Here is a 23939-nt window from a genome sequence, read left to right as displayed (position 1 = left end):
GAAAGGGGTGATTCCTCTGTGGTTCAAATAAAGACTAAAAGTAAAGATTCTGGATTCGAAATGATTAGGAAACAGATGATTGAGAGAGTAAACATAAATAAACGAAAAAATGTTTCCATAGATGGGGAAGACTTACCCGACGAAAAGCCGAGAGTTCCACAATGGGTTTTTTACTTTTCTCTGACTACTGGAAGTGTCATTTTTCTGCTAATAAACTATTTCTTTTCAACGATATATCTTTTGTTACCGCTACTATTTCAACGATTGAGAGGGATACTTACAAGCGAGAGATACACCAGTTTGTATGATGAGATTGAACCAGTAAAGCTTATCAATGCGTTTAAATTAAGAATGCCTATTCCAGCATATGTTGTGATCCTTTGTATCTCTGCTGGGATAGTTTTTTTTGTATATAAAAAATTATCATTTCGTTTCAAGAAACTTGCTATCGGTCAAAAAGGGGATAGCCGATTGCTAACTATTGACGAAATAAAAAAACAGTATAAAGAGATACCAGACCGCAAAGAAACCTATAAAGGTCGTGGCGGTTTTCCAATAAGTCATCATAAAGGGAAATACTACATAGATACTAACACTGTGAATAACAGGATTATTGGTATTTCTCGTGTTGGTAAAGATGAAATGTACTTGATTCCCAACATTGATATTTTGTCTAGGGCAGAAATAAAAGACTCTTTGGTACTAAATGATATAAAAGGAGAAGAATTTGCAGCTGCAAACGACCCTTTGAAGGAACGCGGCTATATAAACCTTGTATTAAATCTTATTGATCCGTTGCAAGGTATGAGTTTTCAGCTTCTTCATTTGGCAATAACTTACTGGAAATTGCAGGATTACGATACTGTGCAGCTGCTGGTAAACTCTATCACATTTTCTTTATATCATAATCCGAAAGCTACAGGCACTACAGTTCACTTTAACGAGACAGCGCAAGGTGTAATTAATGCGATCATTTTAGCTCTACTAGAAAAAGAAAGCCAAACCAATGAACTACACAAAGTCACTATGTATAATGTCGCCCAATTTTTGATAGAAATGGGAAATTACAAATGGGTGAATCCTGAAACAATGCAAGAAAAGAATGCGTTAGATGAATACTTTCGGCAGTTACCACAAGGAAGTATTGCAAAGGCGCAGTATGCTTCAACAGGTTTCGCTGGAGATCGTGAGAGGGGAAGTATACTTTCAACCGCAATTAGAGGGCTAAGAATTTTTCAATTTGAGAAAGTCGCAAAAATGACATCAATTAATAGTTTTGACTTGAAGCGACTTGGTTTTCCGAAGGATATAGAAATAGTCTTTTCTAAGGAAATGAGCAACCAACGTATAAAGGTGAAATTCATGCGTGGCAAACGACTTCTTGGAATGGAAACCATTAAACCTAGCGTAAATGGAGTTGCAGTTTTGAACTTCAACTATGATTTGAAAAATGGAGATATCTTGAAAATTGTTTATCAGGATTCCAAAAAAGCTATATTCGAAAATAGCTATTCAATCGACCTATCGAGTTTAGGTGAAGACTATAAAGTAAAACTCACTAAGATAACTGATCATTTTGACAAGCTACTTTCTATTGAAATGACCTACTTAGATAAACCGATTGCTGTATTTATGATTATTCCCGATGCAGACAAATCACTACATCCTATTTCAAGTATCTTTGTCTCTCAGGTTTATCAAGAGCTGGTCAAAAATTGCACAATAACAAGAGGTGGTTCTTGTCACCGATGGGTAGGGCATAAGCTGAATGAATTTGGTCAAATGCCAGTGATTAGCAATTTAGAGAACATCGTAACTGCTTGTTTGGGTCGTAATATTTACTTTGATTTCTATGTTCAGAGTAATTCTCAATTTAATAAATATGGAAAAGATGAAGGAAAGACAATCAAAGAAAACTGTCAAAATACCATCTACTTAATGTCAAAGGATAAAGACACCATTGAAGACGTTCGAAGAGAAGTTGGAAACAGGACAATTGCTGAGTCAAATTCGAGTGAAAAAGCATTGAGCCTAGAGAATAATGCGACAAAGAAACCAGAAAGCGAATACTTGCTTACCTACGAGCGATTAAGCTCGTTGTTAGAAGGAGAGACGGTTGTTACTAGAACGTTGCACAGGAAAGATTTAGAGGGAAATAGAGTGCGACCTTATCCGATCTTTAACACGAAAGAAACAATTATGCCGTATCGTCATACTTTCTTAGCAGACGAATTTGATACTAAAAAAGATTGGATTAATTTTGATATTGAATCAAAACACAGAGACTTAGATTTAGAGGATTTTGCAATTGACTTCAACAAATACATTGAGGAAATTTTTATGTTTGATACGTCAGATGAAGAAGTTGAATTGGTAGAAGAAGAACCTGTCATTATTGATCAGCTCTTCAAATCTTATTCGATTTCTTTAGAAGATAGAGAAAGGATATTGAAAAAATTATCTGAGTCAGCAAGTCAAGGAATTGTTGAAGTTAAGCAGACGATTCAAAATTCAGAAGCAGCTGAAAGACTGATTGATTTTATCAAAGAAAATCATACTTAAAGGAGGACTTCGATTGGATGCGAACAACACACTAAAGAGATTATTCGTTGGAATGTTGCAGGAAACTTTTAAAGAAAGTGAGAGTTATTCGGATTTTAAAGTTGCTATTGTTTCAAAAGAAATAAAGTCAAAATTCGGACGATATACACCCAATGACCGAATGATTGAAGTGTTCAATTTATCAAGAAAATCAACCTCAGTTTTGATAACCGGCATACATGAATTAGCGCATCATGTTGAGTTTATGGAAACAGGAGAAAAGACACACAAAAAATCGTTCTATTCATATTACCATCAATTACTTTTGACAGGCTTACGTTTAGGGTTGATCTCGGTAGAGGATCTAAAATATTCTGCTACCGATTCTCCTGACTTATCGAAACTGGAAGAATGGTATGGAGATATTGACTCTTGGAAATTCTCAAAGAAAAGGGATTCAGAGGCCTATATTGTCGTTTTCAATTGCTTCAATGAAAAAGACGATTTAAAGCAGCGTGGTTATACCTATTTTCCTCACAACAAATCATGGAGGAAAAAATTTCAGAACGTTCAAGAAGCAGAAAAAGAACGAAAGTTACTGCTTTTCACGCTACATTTAAACGAATTAAATATTAAACTTGGTGATCTTTCGACTGCATTATTTACGCAACAATATACTCTGGCAGTTCATGGGGCTTTCAGCAAAAAAGAGACTCTTTCTAAGCTAGGCTACGGATGGGAAATATTCAACGTAAAAAAAGCTTGGGTCAAAAGGATTTTTGCGGATCAATACGAAGAAGAAGTACGAAATTTGAAAGAAGCAAGATTGACTTTCAAAAATTTGAAAGTGTAAGGAGGTGTATCTATTTTGCTAGATTTTCTACAGAAATACGCTGATTGGATTAGGCATGCGGATATCCTTTCTTGGATATTTCACACAATTAAATGGGGTTTTACTAAATTTCTTTATATTATCTCGACTGGTTCGGAGGATTTAATCGACAATGTTTTTTCAATTTTCGGATTTATGGATTACGGACCAGTTAAGAAGGCGTTCTCTGCTATGCAGACAGTATCCTTAAGTATTTTAGTGCTAGCGCTTGTTTGGATTGGTTTACGAATGATCACTAACCAAAAGGTAAAACTAAAGGATACTGGTATTCGCTTGATTGTTTTAACCAGCTTAATATTTCAACTTCCAACAATCATGGATTTTGGATTTAATGCTGCTAAGACTATGTTCAACGATTCAAAGCAGCTGGTCACCAGTGGGGCAAAAGAGAGTTTGTCCTACAAGATAATTCAAACTAACACAGCTGATATGAATTACATCGCCTATCAAGGATTTAAAAAGCTGGATAAATCAGAGACAGTCAAAAATAAAATGACAGAGAAACAATTTAAACTCGTCCAGCTGAATCAAGTTTTGACTATTAGTGACATAGAGGAACTTCAAAAAGAATCAAAAAATGAAGATGTAGAAAACCTGAAATACTACATTGCGATGAAGCAGAATGGAGACGGATTAGAGGAAAAGGAAATAGAGAATGGTTGGTTTGATATTTTTGACGAAGGGGTGTTTCGTTTCACTGCTACCTTTGGTCAAATGAATGTCGCTTTATTTGCGCTTGCCCTCTTCAATGCACTGCTCTTTAGTAAGTTAGTATTGATTGCTATTGACTTAGTTTTTGCTAAAGTTGCTTATCCACTTGTGGCGTATTTGGATGGTGAAACAGGTCAAAAGCCAAAGCAACTGTTGTTAGGAATCGTTTCTAGTTTCGCAACGATCGGCTTTTTAGGAATTAGCCAATCATTATATATCGCTTATTTTGCTTTCATTGGTACGTTGAGTTTTAACTTTATCGGATATGGCATTTTAGCCATCGTAGGGGCATTCGGATTCTTAAGAGGATCAGATACCATTGCAAGACAGTTCGGGATCAATACAAGCCTTAAAGAGGGTCTAGTAGGAGCTGCTGCGGTCTATGGTGCTTATAAAGCAGCAAAAGCAGCGCCAGAACTTGCGAAAGGTATTGGCGGATCGCTTCAGGCTGCTAAAGACACGATCAAACAGACTCCTAAAATGGCGAAAGAATCGTTTGATAAATTTCAAGATAAAATTGCTAACCCTATGGCGAATGCAGCTGGTAATGTAGCAGGTCATCTTTCCGAACGTGGGTTTAAGGGAACCGCTCATGACATGATTGATACATCTATGAACAAAGCAAGTGAAGCAGGAAAGAACTTTTCTGCGGGTGTTACTCAACCAGTGAAAGATGTTAAAGAACAATTTGACGAGGGTGTCGATGCTGGAATTTCATCTGGTATGAATCATCGAGCAGGGCATAATCGTAGAAAAACTGATCAGTCTGATCCAAAACAATACTCAAGTAATCCACGTACCACAACGAATTCAAGTGATGTTCCAGAATCAAATACAGGTAGCAAAGTTGGAGAAGGGCAACAACGAGTGAAAGATGTTCCCGTATCTTCTAAGAATTTTGTTCAAAACGATAAATCAGAAGCGGCAAGTTTCCAAGCTGAACCAATTGGATCAACATTAGAAAAACAAAAAAACTCAGATGGTGGAAATGCGACAGCAGCAACTAATACCAATTCTAACGTTAATGGCCAAAATTCTACATTCAACGAGTCTACGGTTGATCAAAAAAACAAAGTGAATATGAAAAATTCTACTGAGACAAGCGGGATCGGCAGCGACGGAAACGGGCTACACTCAAAACCGCCAATCAATACGAAAGCAGGGGAAACTTCTAACTCTGATGTAACGAACGTACAAAAAACGAATGTCAGTCAGCAACATATGACATCTACTAATGCTGAACCGAGAGGGACAACGCATACACCAGCACCAAGCAACAGTAACCTATCAATCAGTAAAGATAGAACGGTATCTGTTGAAGTTAAATCAAATCATCATGAATTCAGCACAAAGAAAGAGAATTCTTACAGTGATCTTTATAAGAATTTGAAAAAGAGAAAGTAAACAGAGGTGATCTAAATGGGAGTATATGGAAACATGCTTATACCTAAAACGTTAAACGCAGCAATAAAACTAGCATGGTTTTATCTAGTCGATCTTTTAATCGTTGGGGGCTGTATTGTAGTTGGATATTACATTCAAGAGCTATTGGTTTTCCCTCCGAAAACCTTCTTGATGTTACAAGTAACGAATATTTTATTTGGGATTTTTCTATGTTTGCCAACGAAGCATAAACCGAAAACAAGAACTATTCAGATAATTATTCAAGCGATTTTGAAAGATAGAAAACGATATCTTTCAAGTTTTTATCGAATGTAAAGGAGGGTTTAAATGGTACAGACTAAGGCAGTTAAACAAAAAACAGATAATCGAGTGGAGAATCAAAAAGACTTGTTGGAAATCGTCGATGTGTTCCCTTACAAAAGGATGGAGGGAACATATCTTGTAACGAAGGATAATACTTATCAAACATTGATGAAGATTGAAACAAAAAACATCTACAACCTTAGTGAAGGTGAGCAATACGATATGATGGACGCGTTCACTAACTTGTGTCGACTTTATGTAGAAGACTTCGGGATCGTAAGCCTAATGTTTCCTGCGAATACAAGTAAAAATCTGGAATTTTGGCGAAAAAAATTGTTGATCGCTCGTGAACAGAAAAATATTACACAAATGATGATCAACAACAATCAGATTAAGCGCATGATGTGGGTTGAAAAAGCTCTTGCAAATCATGAATTCTATGTGTTTGTATATGGAAAATCGAAACAAGCTTTAGAAACCAATAAAAAAGCTTTGGTTCGAAATAGTTCTTTGGAGCTGTCGATCGCTAATGTATCACCTGAAACTATTGAATTGATCTTGTTTAAGTTAAACAACCAAAATACAGAAATCTGATGTGCTTAAGAGAAGTTCGTTCCAAAAAGTAATTTCTGGTAAACGTTCTTCTCTAAAAAACACAAAAAGGAGTAGAAAAAATGGACGAAACAAAACGACAATATTTAATCCTCGTTTTTAGTAAATTCGGGAAATTTGCTGCAACAAGCATTGTAACAATTTATAGCATTCTGGCTTCATCAAAAATTATTTTCAAAAGGTTGCAGGAAATAACGATTTTCGGAGATATGACCATCATTGATAAAGGAACGACTGCTGGAGGTAAGCTGGTTCAACAAACAATCCCGATAACAGATTTCTTAATTGGGATTATTTCATTGATTATAACTATTTATCTGGTAGCCTTTGGGGCTAAATTCATTTACCAAATACAAATAACTGGAACGATTAACTTCAAAAAAGAAGTTTCTAAAGGTGTACTAATTTTGATGTTTATCGCTTTTATCTGCTTGGTTGATAAGGAGGATTTTTCACCTGCACTTCCTATTATATATTCATGGGTATCACTATTAATCCTTATTGAAATTCTCAACATGGAAATAGTAATCATCCAAAAAAAGATATGTTTCGGTTCTACTTTCGAAGAGTTTTATAATTTTGATCGAGCTATCACTAGAGATGTGAACAACTACCTATCCCCAAAATGGGAACAATGGCTAGTTCCTCAGAGAATCGAAAATAATAGTGTCGCATATGCAGTAAAAGAAACAGATATGACAAACAATACGACGCAGATAATTTGGCATTCAAATAGACCAAATGAAAGTATTAATATTGTATTTCGCTTGAAATACACACCATTTGCAATATCTTTACACAAAGATATTGGGAACTACTCCGAGTATGGGGAATTAGCTAGTGCTGCGCCAGCAGTTAAGGAAAGGACTGAAAAAGATGAGTGAGGTATTTGTATTTTTTGAGCTTTTGCTCCTTATGGGGTTGGCCGCCAGTATCAAGATGGAAGCAACGTCAATTTTTAGAGCAATCGTATTTGTAATTTTTTCTATAGGGGTAATCTCTTGCATAATGGCGGATGGATCATCAGGTGTTTTTTCAGGAATCCATACATTAGCTTTGATCCTTTGTCTGTTGCTGATCGCCCAAAAGTGCAGAATCATTATTCCGTTCGCAAAAGAAGCAAGACAAAAATTTAATGATCGAAAAAGGAGTGGAAATTGATTGCTTACAAAAAAGAGAATTCAACAACTAAAAAATGATGGATATGATCTTGATTTTATCCAGAGAGTGAAGCCACAAGGTGGAATCACTCATAAGAATAATTTCTATACTCAAACAGGTGACGGCTATACGACTTGCTTACATGTATACAATCTACCAACACAAGTACCTCCATTTTGGCTAATGAATTTAACCGATAACTTAAATACAATTACAAAGATAGACATAGCGACAGCCAACAAAGAAAAAGTTTTAAGTTCCATTAACCGCACATTATCAGAGTATAAGGACCGATCAGAAAATGAACGAACCTATACTAATCGAAATGACGCTTTAGACGAGTTTATCAATCTTCAAGATTTTGCTAGTAGGGTGACTCAAGGCGGCGAAGTAGTGAAGCTGATTCATATACGAATTTTTATTAGTGACAGTTCGTTAGAAGTATTAGAAAGCCGAAAAAAAGAAATTGTAGACAATTTAGGGAACTATAAAGCGACAACCTACCTTTTTGACGAAAAAGAGGAATGGTTGTCGCTTTTTGAATCCTCTGAGGAACAAGAAAAACACTTTTGCAGCAAAGAAGGAATTGCTGTGCCGGCTACTGCGATAGGTGGTGGATATCCCTTTAATCATCAGTATTTGATTGATTCACGTGGAGGGTATATCGGTCAGACAGATACAGGCGGTGCATTCATCTTTGATCCATTTAATGTAACAGAGAACAGAACGTCTTTTAGTGGTATTGGTGTTGGCTTACCAGGATATGGTAAATCTACATTATTAAAAACGATTGAAGAATATTTGGTTGGAAGACAAACTATCATACGTGGATTTGAAAAAAACGGTGACTGGTACAAGCTTATTGAGTCTCAAAACGGGAAGATAGTTGATCTTTCAGGAGCAAACAATCAAATGATCAATCCGTTGGAAGTGTTAGCAACTAAAACGGATAAATCAGGACTGTTCCTAGATGAATTGGGTTCTTATATGCAGCATAAAGCGAAACTGTTAAATCAAATCCGATTCTTAAATCCTAAAATGGGGGAAGTTGATTCCCTCATGTTCGGTGGAATTATTGATAGCTTTTATATCGCTCATAGATTGCTGCCGCATAACTATCTTCTAAATCGAGATACGATTCATATTACTGGACTTCCTTCTACTCAGTATCCAACAATGCGTGAATTTAGAGATTTCTATTATGAATTTATCACTCGTAAAGAATACAAAACAGGAACTACGGAAAAGAAAAGAGCGTTGGAAGAGTTCGGGATCGTACTTGATGCAATGGTCAATGATTACGGAGCTTTATACAATGGGCACACCACTTTCGATGATTTCTCTAAAGAGCAGATAGTCTTTTTCGACATTGACGGGATCTCTTCGCTAGATAAAAAAGTGTTTAACAGTCAGTTATTTACTGCTATGACAATGAATTGGAATCAAGCAATGTTGAATGGTCGTAAGATGAAAACACTTCTTGAGAATCGAGAAATTACAGCAGATGAAGTGACGTTTTTCATGAACTTCATGGACGAGTGTCAGAACATCTTGAATATTCACAACTTCTTTGCTGTCGATTATGTTGTTGATTTCTTAAAGGAAATGCGAAAATTTTCAGCTGGAACATATCTAATGACTCAGTCGCCACAGGAGTTATTGCCAGAGAGCAGCGACAGTATTTATATCTCAAAAATTAAACAAGTCTTTGAGTTGTGTCCAACGAAAATGTTTCTACATTTAGATGATTCTGTCGTTGGTAGATTGAAGGAAGTTCTCGGAACAGGATTCAAAGATTCTGATTATCAAACCATGCGTGAACTGAAAAAGACACAAGTCTTATTTAGTTTTGGAAGTGGTCAGACTTATAAAGTAAACGTTGATCCAACAGAAGAACAGTTAGAACGATTTGCAGGAGGTCATTAAAACTAGGAGGTGTTTGTTAATGAAAAAGAGAGATAGTTCGATGATCGATTCAGCAATATTCTTTAATCACAGAAGCGTATGGACGGAAAAAGATGATGCTGAATTAATGCAACTAAGTGAAAGTTATCCTGACAGAGAGATAGCTGTTTTGATCGGTCGAACCATTCCATCTATTTGGAATAGACGTAATTATTTAATTAACGCTACTGCTGTAGGTAAGGAAGTGAAAGGGTGAAATTCTTCTTATATCTATCTAAATGGCTTCGTGGTGAAGCTAAGACAAGAGAAAAAGGTTATGTCTTAAAACGAGTTGCCGTTCTTTTTACAAGCAGCGCGGCAGCTATTTTTTTATTCTTAATTACACTAATAGCACTCTTTCTGCTACTGATTGCTGGTAATAAGGGGTCTGATGATGGCAGCTTTACAGAAGCTGTCTTTCCTGATGCGGTTGAATCATGGCGCAGCGTAGTCGTTAAGGAATGCAACAAGAATGAGATACCCGAAGCTGTAGACAATATACTAGCGATAATCTCGGTTGAAACGGGAGGAAATGCAATTTCCTATCCTGATATAATGCAATGCTCAGAGAGTCAAGGAAAGGCTCCAAACTCGATTAAAGACCCTAATGAATCTATACAAGTCGGCGTGAAATACTTTGCGGACATGTATAAAGGTACAGGAAAAAAAGACGTTTGGAATGTCACACAAGCCTATAACTATGGCGGCGGATATTTAAGTTCATCTGGAGATACGTACACTTTTGAAGCAGCAAAAGATTTCTCTTTTAAAAAATCTGGTGGTGTTCAAGTCACCTATACAAACCCTATTGCATTAGCAATGGGGTATTCCTATAGATACAACTATGGCAACATGTTTTATGTTCCACTGTGCCAACAATACTTTACTTCTGGTGGAAATGGAACAGGCGGATCACGTTCTAAGTTTGTTGAAATTGCAACCGCACAGGAAGGTAAACCCTACGTTTGGGGAGCAGAAGGTCCAAATAGTTTTGATTGTTCTGGTTTGGTTATGTGGGCTTTAAAACAAGTCGGAGTCGTATATCCTCACTATACAGGTGATCAATGGGGGAAAGTTGAGAGGATTTCAGAAGCACAATTAAAGCCTGGAGATTTGATCTTTTACGGTACTAATGCTTCAAGACATGTATCAATTTATATCGGACCCAATAAGACATTTGAAGCTATGAGTCCATCTCAAGGGATTGGATATAGTACCTATAAATCTGCAAATGATATATGTGGTTATGGTCGGATCAAAGAGTTATCCGATAAGTCTTCTAGTGACGGTGGTGGAAATGATAAGACGTGGTTATGCCCAATATCTAACCCAACGGTAACGAGCGAATACGGATATAGAGCTTCTCCTTTAGGTGGTGGTGGTGAGTTACACAATGCAATTGATTTGGTAAATGGTAATCCGAATACGCCAATATTTGCAACGATGAGCGGAACAGTTGTTGAAGCCAGCGGAAATTATTTTGGTTGGTATGGAAACTATGTAGTGATCAAACACTCGAATGGAAAGTATAGTGGTTATGCTCATTTATCAAAGATAAATTGTCAAGTTGGTCAAAAGGTTAAGCAAGGAGAGACCATCGGTTTGATGGGAACGACAGGACCATCTACAGGACCGCACTTACATTTCCAAATTGGAAATTATACAGGCGGTGGCGGTGGGAACTGGGAAAATCCTAGAAATTATGTGAAGTTTTAAAAGGAGGAAATATAGTGAATAAACGTATAGCTGGCGGCTTGTTAATTGGACTGGTAATAAGTTTTGCACTTAATATTTACCTGATTAATTCCACTGAAAAGCAGAGTGATATATCAACGCTAGAACAAAAACACAGCGAAAAACTAGAAAATAAAGATCAACGGATTAAGGAATTAGAGGAAATAATCAATCGTAAATCTGATGAAGGTGAGAAAGAAGACAGCAAGAATCAAGCAGCTGTTCGGGAATTTTTATCAGCTTTTTACACTTTCAAAAAAGAAACATCTACTACCAGATTTGAAAGAATTAAAGAGCTGACAACACCAGAATTATACAAAGAATTAAGCAAGTTACCGAAAGAAGATGCAGACGTTAATCAATCAGACACAAGTGTAACGATTGACGATATTGAAATATTTTCTGATAACAATGGGAAGTATTTAGCGAAATATTCTCTCTCATTTGTCATGGTTGGAAATCAGAAAAATAAACAAGACGCTATCGCTTTGGTAGAAGTGGCAGAGGGAAAAGTATCAGCATTTACGCAACCGGCTATTTAGAAAGTAGGTATATGATGGAAAAAATTAAATTGATTTTAGCCAGTGTTCAAGCAATATACAAAAGGTTTAACGCAGCTTATAAACAAAAAATTCAGTATAAGTATTTCTTTATTTTAGCCCTATTTTTAGGAGTGTACATTTTCATTTTTTACACTGGCTTTTCTGATTCAGGAAGAAATGACTATCAAGTTTATGCAATAGGAGACACTCAACCAGTAACTAGTTTCAATTATGAAGTTGCTGGAAGAACTTACGATCCAGAAACGAAAAAGTACAAACTTGATCTTTGGTTAAGTTCAGATAATGCTATCGATTTATATTCTATACAAGCCAAAGCGACAACAGTTGCTAAAGGCGATCCTGAAAAAAAATTATCAACTAAGGTTGTCCGAACAGATGGAAATTTTGTCTCTTTCGTGATCTCTGATGTTCCCAAAAACTTTGAGTTTATACGGACAGATATTGTATTTAAAGATGAAAGTACCGACGGTAATTCATCGAATGAAGAACCATTGGAAGTACGTCTTTACTCTAAGGAATCTGGTACAAAGGCAGACTCTTTTGAAGCAAATCAAAAATCGTTAATTGCCGATTCTGTTGATTATGAAATCAAAAAAACAAGAATTAAAATCAAGGAAGATGAGAAAGAAGTTTCTAACAAGTCAACAAGTATTAGGAAGCTTGAACGGAAAAATGAGAAGTTGGAAAGTGATTCCAAGTTCCAATTAGGAGAGGAATTAGAGAATACTCAAACCGCAATTGATTCTAATTCAGGAGACATTCGCCAGTTGGAAGAATCAATAAAGGAGAAAGAAAGTCAAATCGGATTAGCAAAAGAAAAAATCAAAATGTTGAAGAAAAAGGCTGGAAAATAGGGTGTGCGGAATACGGTCTGTAATGGGAGTTTCTACGGTGGGTAACGAGGGCAAAGACCGACCGCATACGGTGTTTTTGCCGTCCGCTTTTGAACTGAAAGTGTTGCGCTCTTGCAACGCTTTACGCTCTTGAAAACCCAACAGGCACAGCCTGTTATCACTTCGTGCTCTTCGAAGTGTTGCGGGTTTTCCTTATGCCCTTTCCTTTACGCTTTTTTTAGAACTGGATTATTTGAATTTTGGAAGGATGGTGTTTAGTGAAAGATGGCGAATGATAGAGGGGCTGTGTATATACGTGATCTCGATCCAACTCTAAATTTTAGACTTGAACAGCTAGCAGATGAACACAAAACATCGGTAAATAAAATGGCAAAAGCTCTTTTGGAAAAATCCTTGAAAGAAAGCATCCTATCAGATGAACTTAGTGAGTTAAGAGATATGAGGAATGGCATTGAATCCCTGAGCGAAACAGTGCGAGAATTCCTCTCCTATAATATTGAACTTGTCAATTTGGCGATTAGTAATGGTGAGGGGGAAAGGTAATGTTTGAAAGAAAGTATTCGGTCAATGAGGAAGTTTTAGAAGTGTTAGAAACGATAAAAAATGAAGTGCCAGGCATCGACAATAATAGTCAAGCGCTACGTTACATTGTATTAGAAAACTATCGAGACTATGAAGACGAAAAAAATAAATTAGGCAGCATGGCTCGTGATGTTGCAATTATCGTCGAGCTAGTAGCTGGGTTATCAGATTCCCTCAAAGCAGATATTGCGGATTCAGAGCTTTCAGAAACTTATGCGATAGCAAAAGAAATCATTAAAGCAAGGAAGAAAAAGCAATCGGCAGCATTTCGAAAGAGAGGGTAGTTTATGGCTAGTCCTGCGATAATCTTAACCTCTGAATTTACGGTAAAAAATAATTATGGTTCATACATTAGTTACATGGATAGAGAGCGAGCAAAAGAAAAGAACTTAAAAAAATTGACGATCGAAAAAGAAGCCGAAGATCTGTTGGCAGAAAATTTTTTTCAGACTCAAAACTTTGCGGCTTCAGAGGGATCATTCGAAAACTATTTAAACTACCTATCAAGGAAAACGGCTTTAGAGAAAAAAGCCAAACTCACACCAGATGAACAAATGAGCTATCAGTTTGTTACTAATCGACTGACTGAAATAGAAAAAAATCAATCGAGTATTTCCGCTATTAGTAAAGAGAATGATCTAAACAAACTTAAGACTGGTATGTTCAACCAAGAAATAAGTGATATGAAAAAGCGTGAAGTACAGTGGCAGAAAAAAATTTTTTCTGATTCTGGAAAAAAAGGCTGTGTGCTATTCAAAGATGTTTTTTCTTTTGATACCAACCATTTAATCAAGTTAGGGATTTATGATCCTGTCAATGATCACTTGAACAGACAGCCTTTAATTCAAGCGACTAGAAAAGCAATGGCAAAAATGCTTAAACAAGAAAAGCTAAGTGATACGACTGTGTGGGTTGGTGAGATCCATTACAACACGAAGCATTTTCATATTCATGTAGCGACAACTGAACAAATGAATACTCGCAAAGATAAAATCGTTGTATCGGATGATGGCGAAATGATCAAGCAACCTAGAGGAAAACGGAAGCTATCAACTTTGAACAGTATGAAAACTACTTTTATGAATAGTTTGCTTGATCGTTCAACTGAATTAGAGAAGATTTCAGCGCTGCGAAACGATTTGGTAAATACAATAAGAGAGCAGACAGACTTGAAAAGCAATCAAAAAATGATTGCAGAACTTATTGAAAACATGCCAGCGTCAAAAAAGGAGTGGGTCTATAAACGTCTTTCAAGTGACAACAAAGAAAGAGTCGATAAAATTACTGAATATCTGTTGAAAGATAATCCGAAGTATCAAGAATACAAGCATCTTTTATCTGAGGAAGGGCGCTACAGAAATTCACTCTATAACAAAAATGATTCACAGAATGACTACTTAAAAAATCAATCGGCAGATGTCAAAAAGAGGTTAGGGAATGCTCTTTTGAAGAATCTGAAAACATCCGTTGACGAGTATAAAAAAGAATCAATTAAGCAAAAAGAAAATTCAAAAGAGAGTGGCAGAAAAAAATTTTTTCGGGAAGAAAATATAGTTCCTACTTTGGCTGAATCATTCAATAATAATTTGAATCATTATTCAAAGCATAATCGTAAAATGATTTTGGATCAAATGCCAGAAGCAACACATGTGAGAACAAAATTTGGGTGGCTGGCTGAGAAGAGAAACATCGTAAATGAAAATCCAATTGTGATAACCAGACCGATACTTAAGCATGATAAAATTATCGGTTTTGAGCCGCTAGAAGTTTTTGATATCAGTCAGACAACTAAATTTTCTATATCAAGAGAATTTTCAGAAACAGAAAAACTTGATAGAACAGAACCAATCAGTGAAAAATTTTCTGCTTTAAAAACAAGTAAAATCGAAGAAAATTTAAAAAGATTTTCTGCTGGAAATAGGGCAGCCATTTTGAAGCAATGCCCCAAAGCGAAAACTGTCTTTCCAAAATGGGAATGGTTTTCAAAAGGATATAAGGTAAATGATTCAGTTGAACCATTGATAATTTCCGCCCCGCTAATTGATAAAGCTACCGATAAGGTTCTTGGGTTTAAAGAGGTCGAAGTTTACGACATATCCCAAGTATCCAAGATGACTTCGAGGGAACACAGAGAAATAAAAAAAAACCTTGAACAGATGAGGAAAAAGTATGAGATCGGACAATCTGATTCTTACAAAGATATTCAGCTTAGAGATCACATTCCTGTTGATCGGAAAATACAAAACAACTTAAAGCAGGCGTTGAATAATGAATTTGAGCGGCAGCAGCAGTTAAGAGAGTTTGAAAAAATGCAGCAAAAAATAGAACAAATAAAACAGCAGCAAGATTTTTCTCTTTAGAGGAAACTTGCTGCTGTTTTGTTTAAAAGAAAGTAGGGAACTTTATGAATTATTGTTTTGTGAATAAGATCGATTTTAGGCTTGAATTGATGGAAGTACAAAGTATTGAGACTAAAAGAAAGAAAACAATTTTACTAACTTCTGAGGAAGTAAAATCACTATCTAGCCTTGTCGACTCATTGGAAGATGATACGGAACCTTTGATTGTGCAAATTGATGCAGCTGGAAAGGTGGTACTCTAATGGCTTACAAAAAGAACTATCAACGAAAAACACGTGCTCAAATTGACGAAGAAATTCAATTGTTTTCTGATAAAGCGCTAACCAATATCAAAGCATTCACAAATAAACCAGAAGATATTTTGGAACTCTCAGATTTTATGAGCAACTTTTATCATTATAGTAGTAATAACATGGCTATGATTCACTCGCAATTTAAGGGAGCTTATGCAGTAGGTAGCTTTAAAAGTTTCTCAGATGCAGGGTTTAAAATAGATAAGGGAAGTAAAGGAATAAAAATCCTTGTACCTGTTGAAGTGACACTGTTTGAAGATCAGGAGGGGGCAACTAAAAGTATTTCAAGTGCGACTGCTGCTGAAAAAGCAAAAATAAAATCTGGTGTGATCGAAACAAAAAAGGTTCGTCGATATAAGCTAGGAAATGTATTTGATATCTCGCAAACAAATGCAAAGCCAGAGGATTTACCTAAAATATTCCCGAACCGTCACTATAATTTTGATTTACCAAGTAATTCCAAACATTTATTTGCTGCTCTTGAATCAATAGGGGATAAAATCAACGTACCTTTTGGGATAGACCATGATCGAAGTTTAGGCAATGCAAAAGGGGCATATGCCAAACTATCAAATGGGTCAGAAGTAATTCTTATGAATCCCAAAAATCTTCCTGCTGAAAATATTTCTGTTGGTATTCATGAGTTAACTCATGCCAAACTCCACGATTTTAATGATAAAAGGAAACAAGCCCTTAGTCCAAGTGCAAAAGAGTTTCAAGCAGAGCTTACTTCTCATATCGTTTCGAAACATTTTGGTATCGATACAACAGAAGCAGCAATTCCATATATTGCAACTTGGACCAAGAATGGAGAATCTTTGGACCAGAAAGCAGAATTATTAAGAGAGGTTCACGATGCAGCAAGAAACTTGATTTCTGAAATTCATCATGAGCTGGAAATACAACAAGACATTGAGACGGAAAGAAAAATATCAGCTGAAACTACTATTCCTGTAAAGGAAAAAGAGTCGCATGTTCAGTCTGAACCAGCTGCTAAAAAATCATCTTCGAAGAAAAGAATCAGCGAAGCGGATGTAGTCAGAGCAACAGAAGTCGATTTATTGGACTTTGCTAATTCGCAAGGATACCAATTCAAAAAAGATAGTAATAGATATTATCGAAATATTGATCATGACAGTCTGATAATTGATAGACAAAAAAATATGTTTAACTGGAATAGTCAAAGTAAACATGGTAATACAATCAACTTTGCCAGAGAAGTATTAGGTATAGAAAACTTTCATGATGCAGTCGCAACTATTCTTGGTGAGGATATAAAGAAGCATGACTATATCGAAACAGTGGTAGAGCCGTATGTTTATGATCCCACTAAAGAAAGCAAGAATTTTACAAAAGCAAGAAATTATCTTGTAAATGAGCGAAGAATAAGCTCCCCAATAGTCGATTGCTTGCACAAAAAAGGATATATCCGACAAGACAAACGAGGAAATGTCATTTTCTGCTGGGTAGACAATAAAAGGATTGTCGGCGTATCAGAACAGGGTACAATACACTCGGATAAATTTAAACGTGGCAGCTGGAAGCACATCCAAGAACGTTCAGGACATGATAAAGCCTTTAACTTTACTATCGGTCAGCCTAAAAATTTAAAGTATTTTGAAAGTTCAATTGATGCTTTAAGTTACGTAACACTACACCCCAATATTCAAGATACGAAGTTTATTGCTATGGAAGGCGTGAAAGACGCAGCTTTTAAATACTATTTAAAAGATACTATCAACGTACTAGGAACGACACCAGATAGCATTAAATTGTGTGTTGACAACGATACTGGAGGTAGAAAATTTGCTGGCAAAGAGTCTTTATTTGATTTCTACAAGAGTCTTGGCGGGGATCGCTTGGCGAAGATCGAAACGGAATTTCCTCCTATACCAGAAAATAAGATTGGCATTGATAAATGGGATTGGAACGATCAAGCGAAATACATGTTTGAAAAAAAGATAGCTAGTAGAAATCAATCATTAGAACAGGGGTTTGAGCGAGAACAATCTATGTGAAAAATGAGGTGGTTATGTGTACTTTGAAGGGAAAGCAGTTTGTATTTCAGGGAAAATATCAGGATATACACGAACGGAAGTTATAGAATGCTTGGAGCAATTGAATGCTGTATTCAAGCCTAATGTTTCTAATCAACTTGATATTTTGGTATTAGGTCATACACAGATGAATCTATTTTATGAACAAAAAAAAACAACAAAGCACATAAAAGTCGAACGGCTAATTGAGGAAGGTTCTAAAATTGAAATATTGACAGAAGAAAATTTTTTGAACATCGTAATGGATAATGAAGAGATTAGGTACTAATATTAAACTTAGCCAATAATACGTATCGAGCAGTTTATGTACCGGATGTTCACCTATTCAATAAAGTGGCTGCATGTACCAATGATCAATGCGATTTCAAAATATGGTTGAAAATGGCTGACAAGAACCTTACTAAAACAAACATTCAGCAGCTAGTATCAAAAGGAAGAACCAGTTCATCCGTTAAAGGTTTTACAGGTAAGAAAGGAAAGTTTGATGCATTCGTCATACTAAAAGAAGATTTTAGCCTGGGGTTCGAATTCCCGGAAAGGAAGAAGAAAGATGAAAAAAACAACGTACAAAGGAAAAAAAATTGATCAAGAAAAAGAGAATTTACGAAAGCAGATCCAACAAACAAAAATGACGAAACAGAAGATTGAAGACCTGAAGCGGCAGCAGCAGTTACGAAGAGACCTGGAGTGGGATAGATAATCTTGTTGTTACATATAAATCCTCGGGGTATGATTAAGAGGGCTTAAATGTAACGGAGGAGATTCACTATGAAAGATAAGTTACTTCAGCTGTTAGAAAAGAGAGACGGAAATTTCAGTCAAGAGAAATGGAGCGGTAAAAATGATAAATAATACAGTTTTAGTTGGTCGATTAACAAAAGATCCTGATTTACGTTATACGCAAAGTGGAGCAGCTGTTGCTACGTTTACATTAGCAGTAAATAGAAATTTCACGAATCAAGACGGAAAACGAGAAGCAGACTTTATTAATTGTGTAATCTGGCGAAAATCAGCTGAAACTTTGGCAAATTATGCGAAGAAAGGAACATTAATAGGAGTTACGGGCCGTATACAAACAAGAAACTATGAAAATCAGCAAGGGCAGCGTGTTTATGTTACTGAAGTTGTAGCCGAAAACTTCCAGCTGCTAGAATCTCGGAGCACAACCGACAGCCACGAAACTTACAATGATGCGAATGAAAGCCCAGGTGAGAATCAAAAAGATCCCATTGATTTAACGAAAAGCCTTAAAGGAAGTGATATTGATATTTCAGATGATGATTTGCCATTCTGAGGGCTTTGTCAAGCCTCGGTCATTAAAAAACGAAAAAGGAGATCAGCATGACAAAAGAGCAGCAAGCAATCATCGATGAAATCGAGCGGACAGTTGAATTGGGCATCTTCACCCCAATGAAAGCCATCGTGCGCTACATTAGTTTTTATCAAGGTGGCGCCTATGAAACGCTGGATGAAGCCGCCGCAAGCCAGGTATTAAAAGAGCTGGTCAATAAAAACTTGTAGCAATCGTTTAGTTGTAACCTTTAAGTATACCCCTATTCTCTATTTTTAAACGGTCAAGAAAACGTTGTACAATTGTTAAAAAATGACCCGAGCTAACTATAGAAGGAAGGTGATTGACATGCCTAGAAAGATTCTTAAGATTGATTACGAGCTGACTATTCCATCAGAAGAATTTGAGGAAATCAGGGTAGGGAATAAACTGTTTGAAATTAAAAGAAACGACGAATACTTTCAGGTAGGGCATCTGTTGCTGTTGAAAGATCAGAGTGAGACAGGATTGACCGGTAAAACGCTCTTGGTAGAGGTTACGTATGTAACCAATTATGGACAAAAAAAAGGGTTCGTTGTTTTTGGATTTAAGAAGCGAAAGAAGCCGGCTAAAAAAGACATGAAGCTAGTGGGAAAAGAGAAGAAACAAGTAAGAAAGAAGCGAAAGAAGGCGCAACAATCCGTTAGGAAAGGACAAGACTTTCGAAAATTTTTAAACCGAAAAAGAACGGATACGAACAGAGATAGAGACAGTATAAAAGACTAAGGACGACGGTTCTCTCTACAATAACAAGCGAAGCAAATTACCTGGTTATCTGGTGTTTGCTTCGCTTGTTTTGACGATATAATAGCTGTTTTGGTGATAACCAGCAGCAAGCGCAATGTAAAAGGCGAAGCGGTCTTCCCCTTCTTCATTTATGAGTTGCTGCCCTGATCCCCACAAGTGGTCAAAAAATTCTTGTCTGCTTATGTAGCGCTGCTCGTAGTATCGTATGATATTCACTTGACTACTCCTCTATGAATGGTTGGTAAAACTCGTCTTTGACTCGCTCCACCTCTTGTATCTTATCTGTCTCTGGGGTAGAAGCTGCTGGTTTCAGCGACTCAAAGAAGTCAATGTCTGACCATTTTTTATTGTCGGTCAATCGGGCATGGCGCACGTCCTCCCATTGAATGAGTTTATCATTGAAGACAAAATAGTCTTCGTAGGCTTCACCCTGGAATGTACCAATCAAGGGATCAAGCAGCCGTCCGAACTCGTCACGTAGGTGAAGCTGGATAAGCAGCTCTTTTGTTTGCAAAAAAGACTCTGAAAGAACGAGATCGATTGCTGCACGCTCCATTTCTGGCAATGCAGCATGATCCTTGAGTGCGTAATCTTCGTTGGCGTGCACTTTCTTCATGAGATCGTCCATCGCAAAAGCGGTACCCCACTTCAAGCCGAAGACGCGATCTCTAAAGTCGTTATAGTCTCTAAACTCTTTCTTAGTACGCTTGACCATTGGGATCACCTTCAATTCCAGACATGCCCCCGGCATGTCCACCGACAAGGCTTGATCGTTCGATAGCTCTTGCGCCTTCTAAAAGAGAGTGGGCACGTACAATCGATTGAAAGCCGTATTTTTTACGGACATTGTCAATGACAAAATCGATCTTATGATCGTCCAGCTGTTTTTCTGGTTCCTGGAACAAATTCATTTGAAAAGCAGTTGTATAGGTAAGTCGGGAACAATTTACGCCGATGTTCCTTATATCCTGGCGCTTATAGTGCTTATCCAATAGGATCAGCAAGTATTCCGCAATCTCTTTACTTGAATTCGTTAGTGGCACACGTATTTGTTGATGAAAACTGGTCTTGCCCTGCTGGTCAAAGTAATTGAGGGAATAACCGCACCACAAGGACACGCATTCTGTTTTAGCTCCCGCACGTCGTAACCTGGTGGCAACTTGATCCGCCATTTCTCGAATGACGATTTGCAGTTCTTCTTTCCGTGTATAATCCTTGTTAAGAACCTGACTATTCCCGATCGATTTTGATTTGGGTTCATATTTTTGACCTAAGAAGCTCCGGTCAATTCCCCAGGCGATCGCGTACATTTGAGTACCAATGATGCCAAATTTACTTTTTAACCGGTAGTAATCGGCATGTGCTAGGTCATACATGGTATGTATGTTCATTTTGTGGAGTTTTTCGGCAGTTTTCTTGCCGATTCCCCACACGTCGGTCAGCTGATCAATCGACCAAATCTTTTCTTGTACAGTTTCATAACGAATTTCCCCTCGCATCGTTCGATTGTGCTTGGAATAGATATCTAAAGCGATTTTCGCTTGTGTCGGGTTATCTCCGATGCCGACCGTTACGTAAATTCCAGTATTTCTGTAGACATCGATCTGAATTAAACGTGCCAGCTGATCGGTTGTTTCGCAATTATACAACTTCAACGAGTCGGTAATATCTAAAAAGGATTCGTCTACTGAGTAAACGGAGTGGTTCTTCTCGTCAGCATATTTGCGATAGATGTTGTTGATCTCTGCATTCTTTTGCATATAAAGATTCATTCTAGGCGGAACGATCCAAAGATCGTCAGGATACGGAAAAGGTAAATCCCTGGCACGAGAAACATTTGTAATGCCATAGGCAGCCTTTGCGGCAGGCGAAGCGGCTAAGGTCAATCCGCTCCCTCTTGTGCCGTCGTCGTTAGCAGGATAGCTCATAACAACTAATTTAGTGGTTAAAGGGTCTAGTCCCCTTTCCGCACACTCTACAGAGCTATAAAAGGATTTACAGTCGCAACACAAAATGTCCCTGGCAGGTTCCTTGTTATAGTCAAATCTTGGATTATCGTCAAAAAACATAGAAACTCCCCCAAACTAATATAGAACATATGTTCGTTTTAAGTTTATGATGAATTTCTACTCTTGTCAATTCTGAAAGTCTTTTCTAGAGCATTACCAGCAAAGAAAGGATGTTTGTAGTAAGAAAACTTTGGTATAATAGACCTGCTAACGAAAACTGATTCGTGAACGGTGGCTATCTTGAGAGGTGGTGGTGCTTATGAAAGTATCCACTGAAATCTATGAAAGGAGACGCCTTTTGTCCGCATATGAGACAATCCAGACAATCTTAGGCTTTGGTATGTTTGCCATTGCTTTAGTTGGTTTGGTTGTTACCGTGCTAAAAAACGACAAAAAAAAGTAACCGTTCAGCGATCCCAAGCTTGACACGGATACTTTTTTTTGTATAAGTAAAACAAGCTGCCGTTCTTGAAACGGTGTTCAAGTTAGCGACTAAGAGGCATATTACTAGTATGCCTCTTTTTCACTTTCTATTTTATCATGGGTTTTGGGAAAAGTATAGTGATGAAAATTCTTGATTAAGTTGATCGCCTAATCTAACAGCTTGTACGTATGATTTCAAACCACAATAGATTATCCCCTATTGTGCTTTTTCAATTGCTTATAGAAATAAAAATAGCCAAGAACCAATGTAACACAATCCCATTGTGTTACATTTATCGAAATAGCTCAATCCCTTGCGGCTCTAAGGAAATTTCTAAATTTCCAGAGCCGTTTTTTATTCGGCCCGCTTTTAATGTAACATAACTAGTGGTATAATGTAATTATGTTACATTTGTTTGGAGGAATAAATATGGAGTTTGTCGAACCGATTCGAGACAAAAAAAAGATCGATGCGATGAAGGTAATTTTAGCTGACGACCGTTTCGGTGATCGAAATGTGCTCTTATTTACATTGGGAATTAATACCGCCTATCGGATCTCAGATTTACGAACACTGAAGCTGGAAGATGTTTTAGAAATTTCAAGAAACAAAGTGATCGCTAGAGAGCGCCTAGCCATGAAAGAAAAAAAGACGGGTAAAAACAATTCAGTGTTTATCTCAAAGAAGTTGAGAAAGCGTATTGAGAAATACACACTGGATCATTTTCCTGAAGAGTTGGCCACAAGAAATTTTAATCGCTACCTCTTCCCTTCCCAAAAAGGAGTAGATCAACCGCTGTCACGTGTTTCACTATGGCGGATATTATCAAACGCTGCGGATCGTGTGGGGTTAACGAGTATTGGCACCCATAGCATGAGAAAGACATTTGGGTACTTTATGTATAAGAACAAAACAGATCTCACATTGATCCAAGACCTATTGAATCATAGCAGCCAGCGAGAAACCTTACGTTATATTGGAATTACTCAAGAGGAAAAGGATACGGCTGTGCGAAGTTTGGATCTTTAGTACTTCTTTCCAGTAAGACAGGTTCTACGACATAGATAGGCTAAAAAGGTTCAGCAAAAACGTACTTAGCCCTTCCCTACTCCTACGTTCGTTTTTTAGTGTAAGATCCTGGAGATTAAACACGAACAATCACTACAGAAACAATAGCAACAAATAGAAAGAAGGTCTACTAAATGACGCTGTCAGATTATCAGCAAGCCCAAAATGAGTATGAGAAACACACTACTGAGTTGACTAAAGTGATAAAGGTGCATCAAGAAGACCCCGATCTGTCACACTCTATAGGTAGTGATAAAAATTGTGCATATTGTGATCAGTATAAAAAGTTAAACCAGCTTCAGGAAAAACTTATGCAACAGTTGAAGACACTCGAAAGAGATAATTCGGTT

The 23939-nt window shown here is 37.0% G+C and carries 29 protein-coding genes; 26 read left to right on the top strand and 3 right to left on the bottom strand.

The window, feature by feature from the left end; translation table 11 throughout:
- The first annotated feature begins 18 nt into the window (after window positions 1–18).
- From IGI49_RS24815 to IGI49_RS24705, 23 genes are all read left to right on the top strand, one after another.
- Window positions 19–2562: a VirD4-like conjugal transfer protein, CD1115 family gene (locus IGI49_RS24815; protein WP_429966123.1), complete on the top strand. Its 2544-nt coding sequence runs from the start codon at window positions 19–21 to the stop codon at window positions 2560–2562.
- On the top strand, window positions 2534–3394 hold the full coding sequence (locus IGI49_RS24810; RefSeq protein ID WP_429966124.1) for a hypothetical protein: 861 nt from the start codon (window positions 2534–2536) through the stop codon (window positions 3392–3394). The genes IGI49_RS24815 and IGI49_RS24810 overlap by 29 nt, the downstream gene beginning before the upstream one ends.
- Window positions 3395–3409: 15 nt before the next feature.
- The gene (locus tag IGI49_RS24805; RefSeq protein WP_429966126.1) at window positions 3410–5548 is read left to right on the top strand and encodes a pLS20_p028 family conjugation system transmembrane protein; all 2139 of its coding nucleotides are present in this window, start codon (window positions 3410–3412) and stop codon (window positions 5546–5548) included.
- Between the two features lie 15 nt (window positions 5549–5563).
- On the top strand, window positions 5564–5863 hold the full coding sequence (locus IGI49_RS24800; RefSeq protein ID WP_429966127.1) for a DUF5592 family protein: 300 nt from the start codon (window positions 5564–5566) through the stop codon (window positions 5861–5863).
- A 12-nt stretch (window positions 5864–5875) separates the two neighbouring features.
- Window positions 5876–6445, top strand: coding sequence for a hypothetical protein (locus tag IGI49_RS24795; RefSeq protein ID WP_429966128.1), 570 nt, complete (start codon window positions 5876–5878; stop codon window positions 6443–6445).
- An 80-nt stretch (window positions 6446–6525) separates the two neighbouring features.
- Complete coding sequence (locus IGI49_RS24790; protein WP_429966129.1) at window positions 6526–7347, top strand: hypothetical protein; 822 nt, start codon at window positions 6526–6528, stop codon at window positions 7345–7347.
- Entirely contained in the window at window positions 7340–7624 is a 285-nt protein-coding gene (locus IGI49_RS24785) for a hypothetical protein (protein ID WP_429966130.1), read from the top strand. Before IGI49_RS24790 ends, IGI49_RS24785 begins: the two co-directional genes overlap by 8 nt.
- Window positions 7625–9550 carry a VirB4 family type IV secretion system protein gene (locus IGI49_RS24780; protein WP_429966131.1) on the top strand — a complete coding sequence of 642 codons (1926 nt, stop codon included), beginning with the start codon at window positions 7625–7627 and terminating at the stop codon, window positions 9548–9550.
- 19 nt (window positions 9551–9569) lie between these two features.
- On the top strand, window positions 9570–9785 hold the full coding sequence (locus tag IGI49_RS24775) for a hypothetical protein (RefSeq protein WP_429966132.1): 216 nt from the start codon (window positions 9570–9572) through the stop codon (window positions 9783–9785).
- Window positions 9782–11284 (top strand): lysozyme family protein, encoded by a 1503-nt coding sequence (locus IGI49_RS24770; protein WP_429966133.1) that lies wholly within the window; start codon window positions 9782–9784, stop codon window positions 11282–11284. The genes IGI49_RS24775 and IGI49_RS24770 overlap by 4 nt, the downstream gene beginning before the upstream one ends.
- A gap of 14 nt (window positions 11285–11298) precedes the next feature.
- The gene (locus IGI49_RS24765; RefSeq protein ID WP_429966134.1) at window positions 11299–11844 is read left to right on the top strand and encodes a hypothetical protein; all 546 of its coding nucleotides are present in this window, start codon (window positions 11299–11301) and stop codon (window positions 11842–11844) included.
- A gap of 14 nt (window positions 11845–11858) precedes the next feature.
- Window positions 11859–12719, top strand: a complete 861-nt coding sequence (locus IGI49_RS24760; RefSeq protein ID WP_429966135.1) for a hypothetical protein — start codon at window positions 11859–11861, stop codon at window positions 12717–12719.
- A 264-nt stretch (window positions 12720–12983) separates the two neighbouring features.
- Complete coding sequence (locus IGI49_RS24755) at window positions 12984–13262, top strand: hypothetical protein (RefSeq protein ID WP_429966136.1); 279 nt, start codon at window positions 12984–12986, stop codon at window positions 13260–13262.
- A complete protein-coding gene (locus IGI49_RS24750) occupies window positions 13262–13585 on the top strand; it encodes a hypothetical protein (protein WP_429966137.1) in 324 nt (107 codons plus the stop codon). The genes IGI49_RS24755 and IGI49_RS24750 overlap by 1 nt, the downstream gene beginning before the upstream one ends.
- A gap of 3 nt (window positions 13586–13588) precedes the next feature.
- The gene (gene mobP2 / locus IGI49_RS24745; protein WP_429966138.1) at window positions 13589–15661 is read left to right on the top strand and encodes a MobP2 family relaxase; all 2073 of its coding nucleotides are present in this window, start codon (window positions 13589–13591) and stop codon (window positions 15659–15661) included.
- A gap of 44 nt (window positions 15662–15705) precedes the next feature.
- A complete protein-coding gene (locus IGI49_RS24740; RefSeq protein WP_429966139.1) occupies window positions 15706–15903 on the top strand; it encodes a hypothetical protein in 198 nt (65 codons plus the stop codon).
- Window positions 15903–17972: a DUF3991 domain-containing protein gene (locus IGI49_RS24735; RefSeq protein WP_429966140.1), complete on the top strand. Its 2070-nt coding sequence runs from the start codon at window positions 15903–15905 to the stop codon at window positions 17970–17972. Before IGI49_RS24740 ends, IGI49_RS24735 begins: the two co-directional genes overlap by 1 nt.
- 16 nt (window positions 17973–17988) lie before the next feature.
- Window positions 17989–18279 (top strand): BRCT domain-containing protein, encoded by a 291-nt coding sequence (locus tag IGI49_RS24730; RefSeq protein WP_429966141.1) that lies wholly within the window; start codon window positions 17989–17991, stop codon window positions 18277–18279.
- Window positions 18280–18344: 65 nt separating this feature from the next.
- Window positions 18345–18596: a topoisomerase C-terminal repeat-containing protein gene (locus tag IGI49_RS24725; protein ID WP_429966142.1), complete on the top strand. Its 252-nt coding sequence runs from the start codon at window positions 18345–18347 to the stop codon at window positions 18594–18596.
- Entirely contained in the window at window positions 18562–18711 is a 150-nt protein-coding gene (locus IGI49_RS24720; protein WP_429966143.1) for a hypothetical protein, read from the top strand. Before IGI49_RS24725 ends, IGI49_RS24720 begins: the two co-directional genes overlap by 35 nt.
- A 141-nt stretch (window positions 18712–18852) precedes the next feature.
- Window positions 18853–19305 carry a single-stranded DNA-binding protein gene (gene ssb / locus IGI49_RS24715; RefSeq protein WP_429966144.1) on the top strand — a complete coding sequence of 151 codons (453 nt, stop codon included), beginning with the start codon at window positions 18853–18855 and terminating at the stop codon, window positions 19303–19305.
- 47 nt (window positions 19306–19352) lie between these two features.
- Window positions 19353–19532, top strand: a complete 180-nt coding sequence (locus IGI49_RS24710; RefSeq protein ID WP_429966145.1) for a hypothetical protein — start codon at window positions 19353–19355, stop codon at window positions 19530–19532.
- A 118-nt stretch (window positions 19533–19650) separates the two neighbouring features.
- Window positions 19651–20067 carry a DUF3850 domain-containing protein gene (locus IGI49_RS24705; protein ID WP_429966147.1) on the top strand — a complete coding sequence of 139 codons (417 nt, stop codon included), beginning with the start codon at window positions 19651–19653 and terminating at the stop codon, window positions 20065–20067.
- Window positions 20068–20112: 45 nt separating this feature from the next.
- On the opposite strand, the gene IGI49_RS24700 is transcribed toward IGI49_RS24705, so the two are convergent.
- The 3 genes from IGI49_RS24700 to IGI49_RS24690 are packed head-to-tail and all read right to left on the bottom strand — an operon-like array spanning window position 20113 to window position 22157.
- A complete protein-coding gene (locus IGI49_RS24700) occupies window positions 20113–20304 on the bottom strand; it encodes a hypothetical protein (protein WP_429966148.1) in 192 nt (63 codons plus the stop codon).
- A 4-nt stretch (window positions 20305–20308) separates the two neighbouring features.
- Entirely contained in the window at window positions 20309–20803 is a 495-nt protein-coding gene (locus IGI49_RS24695; protein ID WP_429966149.1) for a hypothetical protein, read from the bottom strand.
- Window positions 20787–22157 carry a Y-family DNA polymerase gene (locus IGI49_RS24690; RefSeq protein ID WP_429966150.1) on the bottom strand — a complete coding sequence of 457 codons (1371 nt, stop codon included), beginning with the start codon at window positions 22155–22157 and terminating at the stop codon, window positions 20787–20789. Before IGI49_RS24690 ends, IGI49_RS24695 begins: the two co-directional genes overlap by 17 nt.
- 199 nt (window positions 22158–22356) lie before the next feature.
- On the opposite strand from IGI49_RS24690, the gene pepG1 reads away from it, so the two are divergent.
- From pepG1 to IGI49_RS24675, 3 genes are all read left to right on the top strand, one after another.
- The gene (gene pepG1, locus IGI49_RS24685) at window positions 22357–22500 is read left to right on the top strand and encodes a type I toxin-antitoxin system toxin PepG1 (RefSeq protein ID WP_429966151.1); all 144 of its coding nucleotides are present in this window, start codon (window positions 22357–22359) and stop codon (window positions 22498–22500) included.
- A 450-nt stretch (window positions 22501–22950) separates the two neighbouring features.
- Window positions 22951–23550, top strand: coding sequence for a tyrosine-type recombinase/integrase (locus IGI49_RS24680; protein WP_429966095.1), 600 nt, complete (start codon window positions 22951–22953; stop codon window positions 23548–23550).
- Between the two features lie 173 nt (window positions 23551–23723).
- A partial coding sequence (locus tag IGI49_RS24675; protein ID WP_429969610.1) for a hypothetical protein occupies window positions 23724–23939 on the top strand: 216 nt, incomplete at its 3' end.

It is taken from the genome of Enterococcus sp. AZ071 (genome assembly GCF_050499065.1).
In the GTDB taxonomy this organism is placed as follows: domain Bacteria; phylum Bacillota; class Bacilli; order Lactobacillales; family Enterococcaceae; genus Enterococcus_A; species Enterococcus_A ferrettii.
This window is presented reverse-complemented; position numbering and strand designations above follow the sequence as displayed.